At 39.9% G+C, this 16,895-nt stretch carries 19 protein-coding genes and 1 rRNA gene; all 20 read right to left on the reverse strand.

Features of this window, described 5'->3' with window-relative positions:
* Positions 1 to 53 precede the first annotated feature (53 nt).
* A complete protein-coding gene (gene glmU, locus CCE82_RS11430; RefSeq protein ID WP_086429496.1) occupies positions 54 to 1,418 on the reverse strand; it encodes a bifunctional UDP-N-acetylglucosamine diphosphorylase/glucosamine-1-phosphate N-acetyltransferase GlmU in 1,365 nt (454 codons plus the stop codon).
* 295 nt (positions 1,419 to 1,713) lie between these two features.
* The gene (spoVG, locus tag CCE82_RS11435) at positions 1,714 to 2,034 is read right to left on the reverse strand and encodes a septation regulator SpoVG (protein ID WP_086429497.1); all 321 of its coding nucleotides are present in this window, start codon (positions 2,032 to 2,034) and stop codon (positions 1,714 to 1,716) included.
* A 78-nt stretch (positions 2,035 to 2,112) separates the two neighbouring features.
* Entirely contained in the window at positions 2,113 to 2,493 is a 381-nt protein-coding gene (locus tag CCE82_RS11440) for a RidA family protein (RefSeq protein WP_086429498.1), read from the reverse strand.
* 23 nt (positions 2,494 to 2,516) lie between these two features.
* Complete coding sequence (gene purR, locus CCE82_RS11445) at positions 2,517 to 3,338, reverse strand: pur operon repressor (protein ID WP_086429512.1); 822 nt, start codon at positions 3,336 to 3,338, stop codon at positions 2,517 to 2,519.
* A 21-nt stretch (positions 3,339 to 3,359) separates the two neighbouring features.
* Positions 3,360 to 4,208: a 4-(cytidine 5'-diphospho)-2-C-methyl-D-erythritol kinase gene (gene ispE, locus CCE82_RS11450; RefSeq protein WP_086429499.1), complete on the reverse strand. Its 849-nt coding sequence runs from the start codon at positions 4,206 to 4,208 to the stop codon at positions 3,360 to 3,362.
* A 621-nt stretch (positions 4,209 to 4,829) separates the two neighbouring features.
* Positions 4,830 to 5,096 (reverse strand): biofilm formation stimulator Veg, encoded by a 267-nt coding sequence (veg, locus tag CCE82_RS11455; protein ID WP_014614811.1) that lies wholly within the window; start codon positions 5,094 to 5,096, stop codon positions 4,830 to 4,832.
* Between the two features lie 99 nt (positions 5,097 to 5,195).
* Positions 5,196 to 6,086, reverse strand: coding sequence for a 16S rRNA (adenine(1518)-N(6)/adenine(1519)-N(6))-dimethyltransferase RsmA (rsmA, locus tag CCE82_RS11460; protein ID WP_086429500.1), 891 nt, complete (start codon positions 6,084 to 6,086; stop codon positions 5,196 to 5,198).
* A gap of 4 nt (positions 6,087 to 6,090) precedes the next feature.
* Positions 6,091 to 6,630 (reverse strand): ribonuclease M5, encoded by a 540-nt coding sequence (rnmV, locus tag CCE82_RS11465; RefSeq protein WP_014614813.1) that lies wholly within the window; start codon positions 6,628 to 6,630, stop codon positions 6,091 to 6,093.
* Between the two features lie 39 nt (positions 6,631 to 6,669).
* Entirely contained in the window at positions 6,670 to 7,437 is a 768-nt protein-coding gene (locus CCE82_RS11470; protein WP_086429501.1) for a TatD family hydrolase, read from the reverse strand.
* Positions 7,438 to 7,962: 525 nt separating this feature from the next.
* On the reverse strand, positions 7,963 to 9,939 hold the full coding sequence (gene metG / locus CCE82_RS11475; RefSeq protein WP_086429502.1) for a methionine--tRNA ligase: 1,977 nt from the start codon (positions 9,937 to 9,939) through the stop codon (positions 7,963 to 7,965).
* 90 nt (positions 9,940 to 10,029) lie between these two features.
* A complete protein-coding gene (gene rsmI / locus CCE82_RS11480; protein WP_086429503.1) occupies positions 10,030 to 10,863 on the reverse strand; it encodes a 16S rRNA (cytidine(1402)-2'-O)-methyltransferase in 834 nt (277 codons plus the stop codon).
* A 1-nt stretch (position 10,864) separates the two neighbouring features.
* Complete coding sequence (locus CCE82_RS11485; RefSeq protein ID WP_086429504.1) at positions 10,865 to 11,113, reverse strand: GIY-YIG nuclease family protein; 249 nt, start codon at positions 11,111 to 11,113, stop codon at positions 10,865 to 10,867.
* On the reverse strand, positions 11,106 to 11,831 hold the full coding sequence (locus CCE82_RS11490; RefSeq protein WP_086429505.1) for a tRNA1(Val) (adenine(37)-N6)-methyltransferase: 726 nt from the start codon (positions 11,829 to 11,831) through the stop codon (positions 11,106 to 11,108). Before CCE82_RS11490 ends, CCE82_RS11485 begins: the two co-directional genes overlap by 8 nt.
* Positions 11,832 to 11,841: 10 nt before the next feature.
* Entirely contained in the window at positions 11,842 to 12,207 is a 366-nt protein-coding gene (gene yabA, locus CCE82_RS11495; RefSeq protein WP_086429506.1) for a DNA replication initiation control protein YabA, read from the reverse strand.
* A 13-nt stretch (positions 12,208 to 12,220) separates the two neighbouring features.
* On the reverse strand, positions 12,221 to 13,024 hold the full coding sequence (locus CCE82_RS11500; protein ID WP_086429507.1) for a PSP1 domain-containing protein: 804 nt from the start codon (positions 13,022 to 13,024) through the stop codon (positions 12,221 to 12,223).
* Between the two features lie 5 nt (positions 13,025 to 13,029).
* On the reverse strand, positions 13,030 to 13,962 hold the full coding sequence (locus tag CCE82_RS11505; protein WP_086429508.1) for a DNA polymerase III subunit delta': 933 nt from the start codon (positions 13,960 to 13,962) through the stop codon (positions 13,030 to 13,032).
* Between the two features lie 297 nt (positions 13,963 to 14,259).
* On the reverse strand, positions 14,260 to 14,589 hold the full coding sequence (locus CCE82_RS11510) for a cyclic-di-AMP receptor (protein WP_019166569.1): 330 nt from the start codon (positions 14,587 to 14,589) through the stop codon (positions 14,260 to 14,262).
* Positions 14,590 to 14,661: 72 nt separating this feature from the next.
* Positions 14,662 to 15,276 carry a dTMP kinase gene (gene tmk / locus CCE82_RS11515; protein WP_086429509.1) on the reverse strand — a complete coding sequence of 205 codons (615 nt, stop codon included), beginning with the start codon at positions 15,274 to 15,276 and terminating at the stop codon, positions 14,662 to 14,664.
* 2 nt (positions 15,277 to 15,278) lie between these two features.
* Positions 15,279 to 16,619 carry an Orn/Lys/Arg family decarboxylase gene (locus CCE82_RS11520; RefSeq protein ID WP_086429513.1) on the reverse strand — a complete coding sequence of 447 codons (1,341 nt, stop codon included), beginning with the start codon at positions 16,617 to 16,619 and terminating at the stop codon, positions 15,279 to 15,281.
* A 153-nt stretch (positions 16,620 to 16,772) separates the two neighbouring features.
* A 5S ribosomal RNA gene (gene rrf / locus CCE82_RS11525) occupies positions 16,773 to 16,887 on the reverse strand.
* Positions 16,888 to 16,895 lie beyond the last annotated feature (8 nt).

Below are 16,895 nucleotides of genomic sequence, written 5' to 3' on the forward strand. Positions count from 1 at the left end.
TTTTGGTCACTCTTTTTGATTACAACAGACCGATTTTAGTCTTTCATGTGAAGCTATTGCTCTTTTTGTGTCATATACCCTGGTTTTGTCACTTGTTTTGAACGTGCAAGTGCTAAGCTATTTTCAGGAATATCATCTGTAATTGTAGAACCCGCTGCAATAAGCGAACCGTCTCCTACTGTTACAGGTGCTATGAGATTTGTATTACAACCGATAAAAGCATCTTTACCAATAACTGTTTTAAACTTGTTGAAGCCATCATAATTCACAGTGATGGAACCACAACCCACATTCGTTCTTGCCCCAATTTCTGCATCGCCAATATAACTGAGATGTGACACTTTTGCTTGATCGTCTAAGCGTGCTTTTTTAATTTCAACAAAATTGCCGACTTTTGTTTCTTTACCTAGGTCTGCACCTGGACGCAATTGTGCGAATGGACCTACTGTTGATTTTGCACCTACGACTGCATCAGTAATGACAGAATGCTTAATCGTCACACCGTCATGAATGTGACTATTGTGTACTTGAGAATATTGACCTACTATGACATCTTCACCGACAACCGTATGTCCCGACAATTGGACACCTTGCTCGATAATTGTGTCTGGACCGATTTCAACTTCAGCGCCAATGTAAGTTGAATCAGGGTCAATCAAGGTTACGCCATTTTGCATGTGATACGTATTGATACGTTGGCGAAAAGCTTTTTCAGCTCGACTTAACGCCACACGATCATTGACACCCATAATCTCCTCGAAATCATCCGTATGATAAACTGCGACTTTACCCTCATTTTGAAGAATTAATGTTAACACTTGTGGCAAGTAGTATTCACCTTGCGCATTGTTGTTATCAACGCGTTCTAACATCTGAAATAGCGTTTGATTGTCAAAAGCAAAAATGCCTGAACTGATTTCAGTGATTGCTTTCTGACTGTCATTCGCATCCTTTTCTTCAACAATTTCTGTCAATTGACCTTTTTCATCACGCACAATACGACCATAGCCAAACGGTTGTGGCGCCGTCGCTGATAATACAGTAGCTTGTGCGCCTTCTTGTTCATGATGTGCCACCAAACGAGATAAAGTTTCACTTGTAATTAACGGTGTATCACCACAAACAACAAGTGTTATCCCTTCCTTTGATGATAAATGCTCTGCTGCTGTCTTCACAGCGTGTGCCGTCCCAAGTTGCTCTTGTTGGAAGCTGTATAAAGAAACATCCCCTAACTTCTCTTTTACACTTTCCGCACCGTGACCGACAATAGTCACAACTTGATCAACACCTGAAGCGCGCACTTGATCAATCACGTGACCAATCATCGGCTTCCCGGCAACGTGATGCAGTACTTTAGCTTGCTTCGATTTCATCCTTGTGCCTTTACCCGCTGCTAAAACGATTGCATGTTTTTGCATGGCAATGAACCCTCCATTATCTTATACACTTCTATACAATTATAATTTAACCGTGCACACACTTTCAAGGCGTAAACCAATAAAAGCCAATTCTACACCATCGACATTCCAGTTATCATCTGCTTTCAACACGCCATACAATTACTTTATCGATACCCTTCGCACCTCAATTTACACACAAAATATTTTATGAAATACTGTTAAAATTGATGATTAATAGCAAGACATATTTCAAGAAGCGTAATAAAAAAGGCTTTGTCATCACAACATGACAAAACCTCATAAAAAGAAAAAACTATTCAACTTCTTCGTCTTTACTTTCTGACGATGCTTCTGATGTTTGGTTTTGAGCAGGTAAAACCTCATCAGTCTCATCATATACTTTCATTACCGCATCTTGAATCTCTTGTCTCATTTCAGAGTTAATTGGATGTGCGATATCGCGGAATTCACCATCTGGTGTACGTTTGCTTGGCATAGCTACGAATAAACCTGAGTTACCTTCAATCACTCTCAAATCGTGAATAACGAATGCTTCGTCTAAGGTAATTGACACTAAGGCTTTCATTCTGCCATCTGTTTGTATTTTTCTAAGTCTAACATCTGTCACTTTCATGTAGTGAGCCCCCCATAGTAATTTAAGTATACTTTAATAGTATGTTTTTTAAGAAGTCATAATCTTAACTTTTTTTGATTATATCTCTTTAACCTCAGCAATCATTTCAATCTCTATTTTAACATCTTTCGGTAAACGTGCGACTTCCACTGCACTTCTCGCAGGACGGTGTGTATCAAAGTATTTCGTATATACTTCGTTCACCTTTTGAAAGTTTTCCATATCCGATAAGAAGATTAAAACTTTAACAACGTGATTCAAATCTGAACCAGCAGCTTCAAGTACCGCTTTAAGATTCTCCAACACTTGTTCAGTTTGCTTTTCTACCGCATCACTTACAATTTCTCCCTCTAAGTTCAACGGTATTTGACCAGAAGTGTAAACGAGGCCATTGACGATTGAAGCATGTGAGTAAGGTCCAACTGCATTAGGTGCATGGTTCGTGTTAATGATTTTCAAATGATTGAACGCTCCTTTTACCTTTAAAATTTAGATAGACTATTCCCTGATTCGACTTTAAACTCTTGATTATATTCATCGACATCAGAAAGGCGTACTAAGGAAGTATAATCTTCAATCAGTCGTTGTTTGACTTCTTTGGATTCTACAAGTACTGATACCCCTTTTACATGGGCTTTAAACTCATTCATTAAATTCATCACACCATTAATTGAGCCACCAGCACGCATAAAGTCGTCAACAATCAACACATTTGAATGTTCCTTTAGCGTACGTTTAGATAATACCATCGTTTCGATTTTTCTTGTTGATCCTGAAACATAGTTGATTGAAACGGTTGAACCTTCTGTAACCTTGTTGTCCTTCCGAATGACAACAACAGGTAAATTGAGCACACTCGCAACCGCATTCGCCAATGAAATCCCTTTTGTAGCAATCGTCACAATCGCATCCAACTCTTCTTGCATGTAAATCGTCGCAATGAGTCGGCCCACACGTTTTAACAATGCAGGATTCCCCATAAGATCAGAAAGGAATAAATATCCTCCTGGTAATAAGCGCTCTTTTTCTTGCAAGAGTGCTATCACTTCTTCAATCACTGCTTGCGCCTCATCCTTTTGCATTTGTGGGCGATATTTCACACCCCCACTTGCGCCAGATATTGTTTCCACTGTTCCTAATCCTTCTTTAACCAATGTGTCCTTAATAATTTGAACGTCTTCACTAATTGATGACTTCGCTTGTTCAAATTTGGTTACAAAATATGTCAGTGGTACAAGCTTATTCGGATTATTGATTAAGTACTGAGTCATATAAACAATACGTTCGCTTCTTTTGTATCGCATTGCTGTCACCCTTTCTCCTTTTTACCCCAGTGTCCTTACGAGATAGACATCATTACAACAACCGCTCACTGCATTAAAAATATGGCGAGCTTGTCGTTCGCGTTGTGCAAAGCCATATACCGTCGGGCCGCTACCACTCATCAATGCACCGTCCGCACCGTTATTGAGCATATTTGTTTTAATTTTAGCAATTTCCGGTTGGAGTCGCATCGAAACAGGCTCTAAGCGGTTAGACAAACTTTGGCATAGCGCATCATAGTCATTCTCTTCAATCGCTTTTAAGCATTGCGCTGTATGAACTGGAAAAGGTTGGCTCAAATCTAAACCACCATAAATCTCTGGTGTCGATAAGCCGGCTTGTGGTTTAGCAATAATGACCCAAGCTGAAGGGGTTTTCGGTAAAATCTCGAGAATTTCACCGCGTCCTTTACAAAGCGCCGTAGTGCCGTACACACAAAATGGCACATCCGAACCAATCGCCGCAGAAAGCTCACTCAATTCATCAAGAGAGCGATTTAATTCAAACAAACGATTCATACCACGCATGGTTGCTGCTGCATCACTTGAGCCTCCTGCAAGCCCTGCTGCGACAGGAATGTTCTTTTCTAAAGTAATCGTTACACCTTGCTTAATTTGGTAAGTTTCTTTCATCAAAAGTGCTGCTCGATAAGCTAGATTACGATCATCAGAAGGAATAAACGTTTCATCAACCTTTAAAACGATACGTGAATCATTTCTTTTTTCAAATGATAACCGATCGTTCAAATCGATTGTTGTCATAATCATTTCAACTTCATGATAACCGTCATCTCTTTTGTACAAAGTATCTAATGTCAAATTGATTTTAGCAGGAGCTGTTTCATAAATCATTCCAATTTCCTCTTTCCAAATGGTATTACTGTGATTTTAACACATAACCGTTTCAAAGTGCGCTCATACAGATTAAAATGTCCCAGTCCCAGACAGCTACTGCGTTAAACCGTAGCATTATCAAAGTTAGAAGATGTCATTTTGTTTTCGATTTCATCCCTCAGGAGTCTCGCCCAATTTAGCAATTGAATATCAAAATCATGAATTAATGAAGACAACCCCATAACATCCAATGATGACGTCCATTCATTCTCATTTTTGGCTGTTTTGTTATCATTAATAAAAATATGGACTAGGAAAACTTAATGTTCCAACATCAACAAGTGATGAGGCGCTATCAAAATCTAATCATCGTATCACCGTTGTTCAACGTACCTTCACGTATACAAGAACGACGTATGACAAAAGTTTTCATCGCCTTAGTTTAACAACAATGCTTCAAATTAAAAAGTTTGATACAAGTTATTTTCGTCCTCATCGATGTAAGTCAAAAGGGATGTGGCGGGAAATGTTGTCACTTTGCCCAATAAGGCTGTATGTGTTGAAAGACATCTCTACACAATAAAAAACCACTCTACTCACGTCAGTAGAATGGTTATTATGTAGATAGTCTCTGTATATTTAGTGTGCGATTACTTCTTGTTGTAACTCATCTTCTACAAATGATACTTTGACATTTTCAGTCAATACATCTGCATAAGTATAAGATACACGTTCAAAATTATGTTTCTCTGGGTCCAATTCTACAACGAACACTGACGGATAAGTCTCAGTGAGTACTCCGCAACGTTCAATCGTTTTTTTGCGACCTCCATTAGCTTTAAGTACAATACGATTTCCTAATTGACAATCAAGAGAGTTTTTGATGTCTCCAATAGATTTTGGCATATTGCTCCACCTCGCTACAAGTGTATTATAACACATCTCGAAGTATTTCGTCAAATAAAATTTCAATTTTAGCAAGGTGGAAAGCTGTTGTCAATCAATTTACAAGGACAAATTCGGGAAATTTTCCAATTCCGCATACAAACGTGCATATTCTTGTATCGATAGCGTTTCACCGCGACGTTTCGGATCAATATCCGCTCGTTCAAGCCATTGCATAATGGTCTCTTTTTGTTCTTTACCATTTTCAAATAAGTTTTGATAGTTGTTGTAAATGGTTTTACGTCTTTGGCTAAATGCACCTTTCGTCATTTTGAAAAATGCATTCGGGTTGTCAACATCCACAATGGGTGACTCGCGTTTCATCAATTTCACAACGATAGAATCGACATTAGGAGGTGGCATAAAGACCGTTTTCGGCACTGTGAGCACCCTTGAAGTCTCCGTATAATATTGTGCCACAATGGATAAAGAGCCATACGCCTTAGTGCCGACTTGCGCATTTAAACGTTCGCCGACTTCTTTTTGCATCATCACAACATACCCATCAATATTCAAATCTTGCTCAAGTAATGTTAATAAAATCGGTGTCGTAATATAATAAGGCAAATTCGCAACAACCATAATTTTCTCACAGTGAGACAAATGCTGTTGAATCGCCTCAGCAACATTCGCCTTTAAAATATCTTCGTTGATTACAGTCACATTGTCATAAGGCGATAATGTATCGTCAAGCACAGGAATAAGCCGTTGATCGATTTCGAACGCTAAAACATGTTGTGCATTTTTAGCAAGTTGTTCTGTAAGCGACCCCATCCCTGGTCCAATTTCAATGACACCTGTCGTATGGTCAATCCCACTTGCATCAATAATACGATTAATAATATTCACATCGATTAAAAAGTTTTGACCTAAGCTTTTTTTAAAGTTAAAGCCATATTGATTTAATAGTGCACGTGTTCTTGATGGCGTGGCAATATCTTTATCATGCATATCTTTACTCCTCTTCTTCTAATGCTCGACGTACATCCGCTTCCGTATAGCCGAATGCATTAAGCTTTTTTAATAATTGTTTCCCGTTAGAATGACCAATGTGCAAACGTTTGCCTAGAAGGTTTCGGCGGTGTCTTGCGGCAGGGCCAATGATTAAGCCTAGATCAATGAGCACATCTTTACTAATCGTTTCATGTGCTTCAGATAACGGCGTTGACACGTGCATCAATGCTTCACGAATATCTTCTAAACTGGCATGTTCGACACCAATTTTCCCACGTTTATTTTTAGCGCGTTCACGGTCAATAAAGGCATGTTTCACACCCGGCACTGCTTCACGAATCGTCGTTCTAATTTTATCACCCGGGAAATCAGGGTCCGTTAATACAATCACACCACGCGTCTCTTGTGCTTGACGTATGACATCTAAAATATCTTGGTCAATCGCACTTCCATTTGTTTCAATCGTATCGCATGTGACAGCACGTTGAACACGCTCCGTATCATCACGGCCTTCTACTACAATAAATTCATTGACTTTCACCTTTGCACCTTCTTTATGTTTGTCATCACTTTTATCTTATTACAATCCAAATAATTTCTCCGCATTTTCTGTTGTTTGGCGTGCGACCGCTTCATATGAAATGCCACGTAACTGCGCAATTTCTTCAGCAACTAAAGTGACACGTGCAGGTTCATTACGTTTACCGCGGTATGGGTGTGGTGTTAAATAAGGCGCATCCGTTTCGACAAGCAGACGCTCCAATGGCACATGTTTTGCCACTTCTTTAGGTTGTTTCGCATTTTTAAATGTTACTGGTCCACCTAAAGAAATGTGGAAGTTTAGCTTATTAATGACCACATCGGCAATTTCTGGAGAACCGCTGAAACTGTGCATAATGCCGCCTACTTCTTCAGCATGTTCTTCCATCAAGATGTCAATACAATCTTGTGTCGCTTCTCGATTGTGGATGACGATTGGTAACTTCACACGTTTCGCTAACGCAATTTGTTTACGGAATACTTCTTTTTGAATATCTTTCGGTGATTTGTCCCAATGATAATCTAAGCCCATCTCACCAATACCAATCACTTTAGGATGTTCCGCTAACTTTTCAATCCACGCTAAACGTTCATCCGTAAAGTCAATCGCATCAACCGGGTGCCAACCAATAATGGCATAAATAAAATCATAATCCTCTATCAATTGCATCGCGCGTTCAATCGTCTTCGTATCAAAACCCACCACAAACATGCGATCCACGCCAGCATCAAGCGCACGTTGAATCACATCCTCTAAATCTTTATCGTATTGATCCGCATTTAAATGCACATGAGTATCAATTAACATAAACATCCTCCTCTATCATTCAAAATTGCACGCTCACGTTCACACATTACTTCACTATTACCACATTAAAAACATTCCACACATCAAGATCAGTTCGAGGCACACATTAACCTCTTGCTACCTTCTCTCCTCAAAAACTGAAGGATGATGTGATGGGCGTACTTTACGACGTACTGTTTGATTTCAATCACTTCAAACCACCATTCACCAGTTTGAGGCACTCATCTAGATTGCAAGAATTGTGCAAGACTCCTGAGGGATTAGCTGATCCGGAAAATCCACCAACGCCTCCTCCAATGTAACAGTTCAGTCTAGCGTTGGTTAGTTGAAGGATCAGCCCCTAGGAAAGCGCAGCACAATTCAGCAATCTGAAGGTTGCTCAAACCCGCAAATGTGTCTTGAAATGTTCTATAAATCAAACCCTTAAATGTACCTTCAAATGTTCCCAATCCACCACTCATGAAACAAAAGAGTGAGACACATCAAATCTGCCGTCTCACTCCTTAGCTTCATTCCATTCACACACTACTTAATCACAGCACCATTCGGCACCGCATTAGGCAAACTAATCAACGTCAACACATCATCTTTCTCCGCAGACAAAATCATCCCTTCAGACTTTTGCCCCATCAATTTCGCAGGCTTCAAATTCGTCACAACTGCAACTTTTTTACCAATAATGTCCTCTGGTGCATAAAATTGCGCAATACCTGAAATGATTTGACGTTTTTCATAACCAAGATCCACTTGTATTTTCAATAACTTATTAGACTTTTTAACTTTCTCAGCATCAATAATGGTCGCTGCCTTTATTTCCACTTTATCAAAATCTTTAATATCAATTTGCGCTTTGGCTGGCACTTCTTCCTCAACACTTTCCTCTTCTTTTGGCGGTTGCATTGAAGCTTTAATATAACTCACTTCCGCTTCCACATCGAGGCGTGGGAAAATCGGTTGTGGTTTCGCTGTGACCATAATCGGTTGTGTCAAATGACCGTATGTTGCCAAACTTTCAAAGCCATGTAATGCTTCATTATTAATATTTAATTGTTCAAAGATTTGATATGGCGCATGTGTTAAAAATGGACGTAATAACACTGCCGCAAAACGAATGTTTTCAACAAGGTGCGCCATCACATTGCCTAACGCTGCCTTTTGAGATTCGTCTTTTGCCAAAATCCAAGGCGTTGTTTCGTCAATATATTTATTCGTACGACTGATCAACTTCCACACCGTTGATAATGCAACAGAGAACTGCAATTTCTCCATACTTTCATGATAAGCATGTACCGTATCTAATGCCATTTGTTCCATTTCTTCATCCAGTTCGTGTGTTGGACCTTGATATGCAGGAAGTTCGCCGTCAAAATATTTATTAATCATCGAAATCGTACGGTTGACTAAGTTTCCTAAATCATTCGCTAAATCAAAGTTCGTACGATCCACGAAAGCTTCAGGTGTAAATACGCCGTCTGAACCGAATGGCAATTCACGCATTAAATAGTAACGTGTCGCATCCAAACCATAACGATCAATCAGTACGTTCGGGTCCATGACATTCCCTTTAGACTTACTCATTTTACCATCTTTCATCAATACCCAACCGTGCGCGAATACTTTTTTAGGTAACGGTAAATCCAATGCCATTAAAATAATTGGCCATATAATAGAATGGAAACGTACAATCTCTTTCGCCATTAAATGAATATCTGCTGGCCAATATTGACGGAATAAACTATCATCCTCTGTTAAGTAACCGAGCGCAGAAATATAGTTCACAAGCGCATCTAACCATACGTAAACGACGTGTTTCGGATTAGAAGGCACTTTGACACCCCAGTTGAAAGACGTACGTGATACAGCCAAGTCTTCCAAGCCTGGTTTAATAAAGTTATTAATCATTTCATTTTTTCGTGAAGGGGGCTGAATGAACTCTGGGTGCGCATCATAAAACGCTAATAAACGGTCCGTATAGTTGGATAACTTGAAGAAATAGCTTTCCTCTTTCACCAATTCCACTTCATGACCTGAATCTGGACTTTTACCACCCACGATTTTACCGTCTTCATACACAGGGTCTACCAATTGTGTTTCAGTATAGAATGTTTCGTCCGGTACAGAATACCAACCTTCATATTCCCCTAAGTAGATGTCGCCTTTTGCTAATAACTTTTCAAAGATTTTTTCAACGACTTCTGTATGACGACGCTCTGTTGTACGAATAAAGTCATCATTTGAAATATCGAGCTTTTCCCATAATGCTTTAATATCTTTAATCATACCATCCAAATAATCAAGCTCCGACATCCCTGCATTTTGAGCCTTTTCTTGAATTTTTTGACCGTGTTCATCAGTCCCTGTTAAATAGCGTACATCATAGCCTTGTAAACGTTTATAACGCGCAATGACGTCGCCTGCTACTGTTGAATACGCATGTCCAATGTGTAAATTCCCACTTGGATAGTATATCGGTGTTGTAATATAAAAAGTATCTTTCACCATCAGCGCTCCTCCTCAATTCTTATCTTATCTAATATATCTAAAATTGCATTGTTTTTCAATGTTGCAACCTATTTGTCTTATAGTGTTTTACTAATCAATATCATGAAAAATATTGTAGACCGTTTTGCTCGACATATCGCGTTCTTGTGCCACTTTTTTAATCGCCGCTTTCGGTTTCATACCTTCATCAATATAATGCGTGACGTGGTCCTCAACAGACATCGATTCAAACCATGCCGTTTCTTCGACTGGTGCAGCGCCTTCGATAATCACCACAAATTCACCTCGTAACGGAATAGCCGTTTCAAGTTGTTCAAGCAATACGGTCACAGGTGCAGTCGTAATTTGTTCGAACTTCTTCGTCAACTCTCGACCGAGTGTCACCGTTCGTTCAGCATCGACTTTAGCAATGGCTTCGAGCGTATCTTTCACACGGTGCGGTGACTCATACAACAATAACGTGCTTTCTTGATACATTCTCGTTTCAAGTATCGCGATTTTGTCACGTGTTTTGCGCGGTAAAAATCCTAAAAACGTATATGTAAATGACGGTAATCCACTGGCCATCAATGCTGTCAAACCTGCATTCGCACCCGGAATAGGTACAACAGTGACACCTTGTTCATGGGCACGAACGACCAATTCATATCCTGGATCTGAAATTAATGGCAGACCTGCATCAGAGACCAATGCAATATTTTTCCCTGCTACAAGCATGTCGATTAAAATTTCCGTTTCCTGTTCTTTATTATGGTCATGATACGATTTTAAAGGTGTCGTAATCTCAAAATGATGACACAATTTCTTCGTCACACGTGTATCTTCACATGCGATGAGGTCCACCTGTTGTAACGTATGAATCGCCCGGAATGTCATATCTTCTAAATTTCCGATGGGCGTACCGACTAAATAGAGCTCTCCCATGTTATCGCTCCTCAATTAATTGTATTTTTTGTTGTCGCGTCAACTTTTTAATCGCATGTTCTCGCTTTAACGCTTCCGATTTTGTCTCAAAGATTTCATGATACCGCAATTGGACAGGTCGTCTCGTTTTCGTATATTTCGCACCCTTACCTTCATTATGTTTGATAAGACGCGCTTCCAAATCATTCGTATACCCCGTATAAAATGTCGCATCATTACATTGCACAATATACGTATAATGTTTAGCCATAATAAATCTCCTTCATTTCTGGCGTATAGTCACCTTGTTCATCATAAATATAAAAAGGACGTGCAATATCCAAGCCTTGACGCCCACCTTTACGCCCTTCAACGACAATCGTTTGTGCGGCTTTACCAGGCTTACTGTAAATCATATGCAGGCGTTTCGGCTCTATACGATAGCGACGCATAGACTCAAACAAATCAAGCATCCGTTCTGCTCGATGCACCATCACAATGCGTCCGCCTTCTTTTAACAAATGATTACTGACGCGCAAACAATCGTCTAATGTGCAATAAATTTCATGTCGCGCAATTTTATGGGCTTCAAGTTGATGTTGGTTCGTTTGATTGGCTTTAAAATAAGGGGGATTACACGTGATTAAATCAAACTGTGCCGGGGCATACGCTTGAATGAGCGCATTAATATCCATTTCAAGCATCGTAATCCGTTCTTCTAAATGATTGTACTGAACACTCCGCTCTGCCATGTCAACAAGTTGCGGTTGAATTTCTACACCGGTAATCGTGTTCATCCCTTTATCCGACAATAACAAAGGAATGACACCATTACCTGAGCACATATCTAAAATACGATCTCGTTTTCTCACTTCTGTAAAATAACCTAATAAAAGTGCGTCTGTAGAAAAAGAAAAGACCGCATCATTTTGAATAATGCGTAAGTCTTCTCGTATTAAATAGTCCAGTCTTTCACCTGGTTGTAACATCACAGCACCTCTATTCTTGCTTTTCATTCAGCACATTGAGACAAAACATACAATCCTCACCATGACGATGTTTGCCGAATACATCATGACAAATATGAAACCCTTCATGATACAGTTTCGCAAAATATTCACGACTTTGACGCGGCTTTTTCGCAGGTTTTTGAGGCGTCACTTCTGTTTCTTGGACTTGCGCTGTTTCGTTATTTTCTCGCTCTTGTTGCATCAATGTTTTAAAATTATCATTTTCTAGTTGTAATGCTACATTTTCTTCAACCAGCTCTACAGTGAGCGCCTTCAACTCTTGCATCCCTTCATTCAAACGCGCGACGTGTTGCTCTAACTGCATTAAGCGGGCGAATAATTCGTTTCGATCCAACAGATGTACCTCCCTATTTTAATGTTTCTAATTCTTCAATATGGTATTCCATCAATTGTTCCATGCCATCTAGTCGTACTTGCATTGACACATCAATAATATTAAGGCTCACAACTTCACCATGTCCTTCTGGCGTTCGGATACGTGTCCCGATATCCGGCAACTGTTCACGTGCTGTCTCATAATAATCGTTTTCGAATTTTAAACAACACATTAAACGACCACATGCACCAGAAATTTTAGTCGGATTTAATGATAAATTTTGGTCTTTTGCCATTTTAATAGACACTGGTTCAAAATCCCCTAAAAATGTTGCACAGCAAAGCGAGCGCCCACACGGACCAATGCCACCGAGTAACTTCGCTTCATCACGTACACCAATTTGACGTAATTCAATACGTGTTTTTAAGCGTTGTGCCAACATACGGACTAATTTTCTGAAATCAATACGTTCATCCGCAGTAAAGTTAAAAATAATTTTAGAACGATCTAAAATGTATTCACAATTAACGACGCGCATCTCAAGCCCTAACTGTTCAACAAATGCTTTACACATATCAACTGCTCGAGCTGCGTCCTCATCATTTTTTTCGTATTGGAATAAATCTTCTTCCGTTGCTACACGTAAGACAGGCTTTAATGGAAGTGTGACGTCCTGCTCCGATACTTCTCTCGGCGCATGTCTCACAACACCTAATTCGTGTCCACGCTTAGATTCCACCACGACATACTGCCCTATAGTGAGCGATGTTGTGTTCGGCGCATAATATTCTAATGCATTTGCTTTTTCAAAATAAATGCCTACAACAGAATGCATAAGCGTCACCCTTTCATTTTTATTGTAATTTGCTCAAATACTAGCGTGGGGTTCACGTTTTGATTGAGCTTTTTATGTGCTTCTGTTATTTGTTCAATCATATAGGTTAAATGGTGATAACTCAACTGTGCCACCAACGACTCATATTCTGACTGCAACTCTGAAAACGTAATCCGGTCGATCATTCCGACTTTGACGTACATTAAATCTTGAAAATATGCATTGATACCAGATAACGCCAATAATTGCAATTGTCTATTTTTCGCATGCTTCATCAATTCCACGACACCAATTAATGCCATCTCACGTTGCTTTAACAATTTATGACACCATTGTAAGATCATTTTACGCATCGGTGCCAATTCAACATTTTCATGCAATTGTTGTGCTACTTCAAGTTGGGTCGTATATGTACTTAACAACTCTGCAATAGGCGCAGTAATCGTTTCATCTTGCGCTGTTAATCGCGACACAAATGTAGCACGTGACATCGGTTTAAAATACACATGCTGGCAACGAGAATGAATCGTATCTAAAATTTGTTCAGGCTTTGTTGTCATGATAATCGCTATCGTATTTTTCGGTGGTTCCTCTAAAAACTTAAGGATACTATTTTCACCTTGAATCGTTAATTTTTCAAAGTCTTGAATAATGTAGACTTTATATTCACCTTCAATAGGTAATTGGTTCATATGGTGGACTAACGTTTCGACCTGTTCCTTTTTTAACGTCGACTCATCCGTCATCACATATTGAAAATCGGGATGGTTTTGTCCTTCCACTTTCAAACGACATCGTTCTTCATCTTGACATAAAATTAACTGCGCAAAGGCTATCGCGGTCGTCTTCATTGCTTCAGCGTCATCACCTTCGAATAAATACGCATGTGACAATTTTTGATTGTGATATGCTTTGGTGAGTTGTTCAATTACTTCCATTAACCTTGCGCCCCTTTTGTAAAGATATTGATGCTTATTCATATGAGATACTATTCCATTTTACCGCAATATGTGTGTATAGACTATGACTTTATTTCAATCATGAACATCTCGATTCATTTTTAAAAATTGTGTACATTTGAATGAAAATCAGCGGCGTTTTGTTCGATTTATCCATCACTTATTTCAATGGTGTGATGAGTGTGATAGCCACATTGCCACCATTTCAATAAAAAAAAGGTTGAGACGATGAATATGACTTGTTGGGGTCATCATGTCACAACCTTCCTTGCTATTTTAAAATTGATGGAACGATTCAACTGGCATCACAAAGACTGTTGCGCCACCGACTTCTACTTCAACGGGATACGGGATGTAAGAATCAGCACTGCCTCCCATCGGTGTAATTGGCGATACAAGTTGTTCTCTATTGCCACATGAGCCACCGATGAGTTCAAGTATTTCTTCTACTCGATCGTCTTCCACACCGCTTAAAAATGTTGTGTTACCCGCACGCAAGAAGCCACCTGTCGTTGCTAATTTTGTTGCACGAAAATTGTTTTCAACGAGCTTGTCTGCAAGTTCTTGACTATCTTGGTCTTGAACAATTGCTATAATCATTTTCATTTTTCTAACACCTCTTGGACTATAGTATAACATACCTGAGTATATGACTTCACTTTGTTTCAAATGATACGACTATCCATTTATTTTATGTTGAATCGCTTCTATAGTAGCATCGACCACTTGCGCAATCGGTTGGTTCGCATTAATGACCGCAAATCGTTCGGGGTCTTGGGCGATGAGTTGCTGATACCCTTCCACCACACGTTCATGAAATTGCACGCTTTCTTTGTCTAAACGATTTTGCGCACGATGATTGCTTTCAATACGTTCGCGACCGACTTGAGCTGGAATGTCTAAATAAATCGTTAAGTCTGGATAACGCCCTTCAATCGCAAAGTCATTAATGGTTTGTACTTCCTTTACCCCAATTTTACGGGCATAACCTTGATACGCTAAAGAACTATCAATAAAACGATCACAAATCACGAGCTGCCCTTGCGCTAATGCCGGAAGCACTTTCGCAACGAGGTGTTCTCTTCTCGCAGCCGCAAACAATAAAGCTTCTGTTCGCGCATCCATCGTTTCTCCATCCAACAAAATTTGACGAATCGTTTCTGCCGTTTGGACACCACCTGGTTCGCGTGTCGTCATCACGTCATATTGTTGCGAAAGTTGTTCCGATATTGCTTGAACAACAGTCGTTTTACCTGAACCTTCTGGACCTTCAATTGTGATAAACAGAGACATTTTCATTCATCCTTCACTGTGATTTTGCCATCCGTAAGACCTTCCACATGAAAGCCTCTAGTCTGCCAATATTCTATTAATTTTATCATATCTGCTGTCACTATTTCTCCTTTTAACAGTGACGGAATGCCGGGGGGATACGGCGTCAAATGTTGGGCTAATGTACACCCTTCAGCTTCTTGATAGGAAATACTACGTGACGAACCCATTCCAGTCGCTTGATATGTGCTTGGTTGTGTATACAAAGTAGGTTGACTTTCAGGAGATGGCTTCGTTTCTGTCGTGAAAGTCATCCGTTTAATGCGTTCGAGTAGCTGTTCAAAAGGAAATCGGTCCTGATGATGCCATAACGGCAAAATCCACAGCACCGCATCTTCATCAGACAGCTCTACATCAATCGCTTGTGCTTCCATTTCCGCTTGTAACGCTTTTCCTGTCATTCCTTCATAACGAATCAACAATTTTAAAGGATCTTGAGGCGCCGTGACTGTCAAACCTTGATTGCGAAGCGTTGCAATCAGTTGTGTACGCTTTTCAAAAAATAGCGTGCTGTCATATGACTCATAAAATGCGTGTGCAGACTCTAAACTTTCCATTAATAAATAAGATGGGCTAGAGGATTGAAAAACTTGTAAACCATACTCAATCCATTCACGATAAGGGGCATCTTTATGAATCCACAACACAGAACTCATCGTCAAACTCGGCAACGTTTTATGGTAAGATTGAACGACATAATCAGCACCCGCTTGCATACTCGACGCTGGAAACCCCGGCAAATCAAAATGGGCACCGTGCGCTTCATCAACAAGAATAGGCACATTGCATTGATGAAATTGTTCAACGACACGCCCAACATCAAATGTTTCACCATAATAATTTGGGTAAGTCACGACACCTAATTTCGTTCGATGCCAATCAGCTGTCGTAGCATCAGGCGTACAATATTGTCCCGTTGCTTCACTGACCGATGTTGCCAAAATTTGCGCTTGTTGCTCTCCTAAGTCCAATGCATGGAACACTGATTTATGTGCATTTCTAGCAATACTGACTTGCCCTTTCACCGAAGCAAAAGCATGAATGACTGCAAGAATGCCACTTGTCGTCCCGTTCACTAAAAAATAACCACGATAATCGGGGTGTTTATTTAATTGCTGCATACTCTCATACAAAACATCTTCTGCATGATGAAGATTATCAAAACCGGTAATCTCTGTCACATCATATGGGACTTGTGTCATGGACAGCGTACCAATCGTCCCATTTTTATGACCCGGCACATGCATTGAAATTGGTTGGTGCGCTTGCCATTCCAACATTTTTTCTCTAAGGGGTTGTTGCACCACGATTTGCCCCCTCCTTATACGCATTTTAAACAAAGACTTGTAACACAATGATTTTAACATATCCCACCCTTTACCGGTATAGAGATTTACATGGGCGCACATCAAAAAAGCTTCGAAACAATAATGATTGCTTCGAAGCTTTTTGAAATAACCTGGCACCGTCCTACTCTCGCGGAACGTAAGTCCGACTACCATCGGCGCTAAAGAGCTTAACTTCTGTGTTCGGCATGGGAACAGGTGTGACCTCTTTGCCATTGGCACCAGATTAAGTAT

It is taken from the genome of Staphylococcus cornubiensis (assembly GCF_900183575.1).
In the GTDB taxonomy this organism is placed as follows: Bacteria; Bacillota; Bacilli; order Staphylococcales; family Staphylococcaceae; genus Staphylococcus; species Staphylococcus cornubiensis.

What these genes read in the sequence shown, in the direction of transcription:
- glmU (WP_086429496.1), bottom strand. Translation starts at nt 1,418, where the DNA reads ATGCAAAAACATGCAATCGTTTTAGCAGCGGGTAAAGGCACAAGGATG.
- spoVG (WP_086429497.1), bottom strand. Translation starts at nt 2,034, where the DNA reads ATGAAAGTGACAGATGTTAGACTTAGAAAAATACAAACAGATGGCAGA.
- purR (WP_086429512.1), bottom strand. Translation starts at nt 3,338, where the DNA reads ATGCGATACAAAAGAAGCGAACGTATTGTTTATATGACTCAGTACTTA.
- ispE (WP_086429499.1), bottom strand. Translation starts at nt 4,208, where the DNA reads ATGATTTATGAAACAGCTCCTGCTAAAATCAATTTGACATTAGATACT.
- veg (WP_014614811.1), bottom strand. Translation starts at nt 5,096, where the DNA reads ATGCCAAAATCTATTGGAGACATCAAAAACTCTCTTGATTGTCAATTA.
- rsmA (WP_086429500.1), bottom strand. Translation starts at nt 6,086, where the DNA reads ATGCATGATAAAGATATTGCCACGCCATCAAGAACACGTGCACTATTA.
- CCE82_RS11470 (WP_086429501.1), bottom strand. Translation starts at nt 7,437, where the DNA reads ATGTTAATTGATACTCATGTGCATTTAAATGCGGATCAATACGATAAA.
- metG (WP_086429502.1), bottom strand. Translation starts at nt 9,939, where the DNA reads ATGGTGAAAGATACTTTTTATATTACAACACCGATATACTATCCAAGT.
- rsmI (WP_086429503.1), bottom strand. Translation starts at nt 10,863, where the DNA reads ATGGGAGAGCTCTATTTAGTCGGTACGCCCATCGGAAATTTAGAAGAT.
- CCE82_RS11485 (WP_086429504.1), bottom strand. Translation starts at nt 11,113, where the DNA reads ATGGCTAAACATTATACGTATATTGTGCAATGTAATGATGCGACATTT.
- CCE82_RS11490 (WP_086429505.1), bottom strand. Translation starts at nt 11,831, where the DNA reads ATGTTACAACCAGGTGAAAGACTGGACTATTTAATACGAGAAGACTTA.
- CCE82_RS11500 (WP_086429507.1), bottom strand. Translation starts at nt 13,024, where the DNA reads ATGCATTCTGTTGTAGGCATTTATTTTGAAAAAGCAAATGCATTAGAA.
- CCE82_RS11505 (WP_086429508.1), bottom strand. Translation starts at nt 13,962, where the DNA reads ATGGAAGTAATTGAACAACTCACCAAAGCATATCACAATCAAAAATTG.
- CCE82_RS11510 (WP_019166569.1), bottom strand. Translation starts at nt 14,589, where the DNA reads ATGAAAATGATTATAGCAATTGTTCAAGACCAAGATAGTCAAGAACTT.
- tmk (WP_086429509.1), bottom strand. Translation starts at nt 15,276, where the DNA reads ATGTCTCTGTTTATCACAATTGAAGGTCCAGAAGGTTCAGGTAAAACG.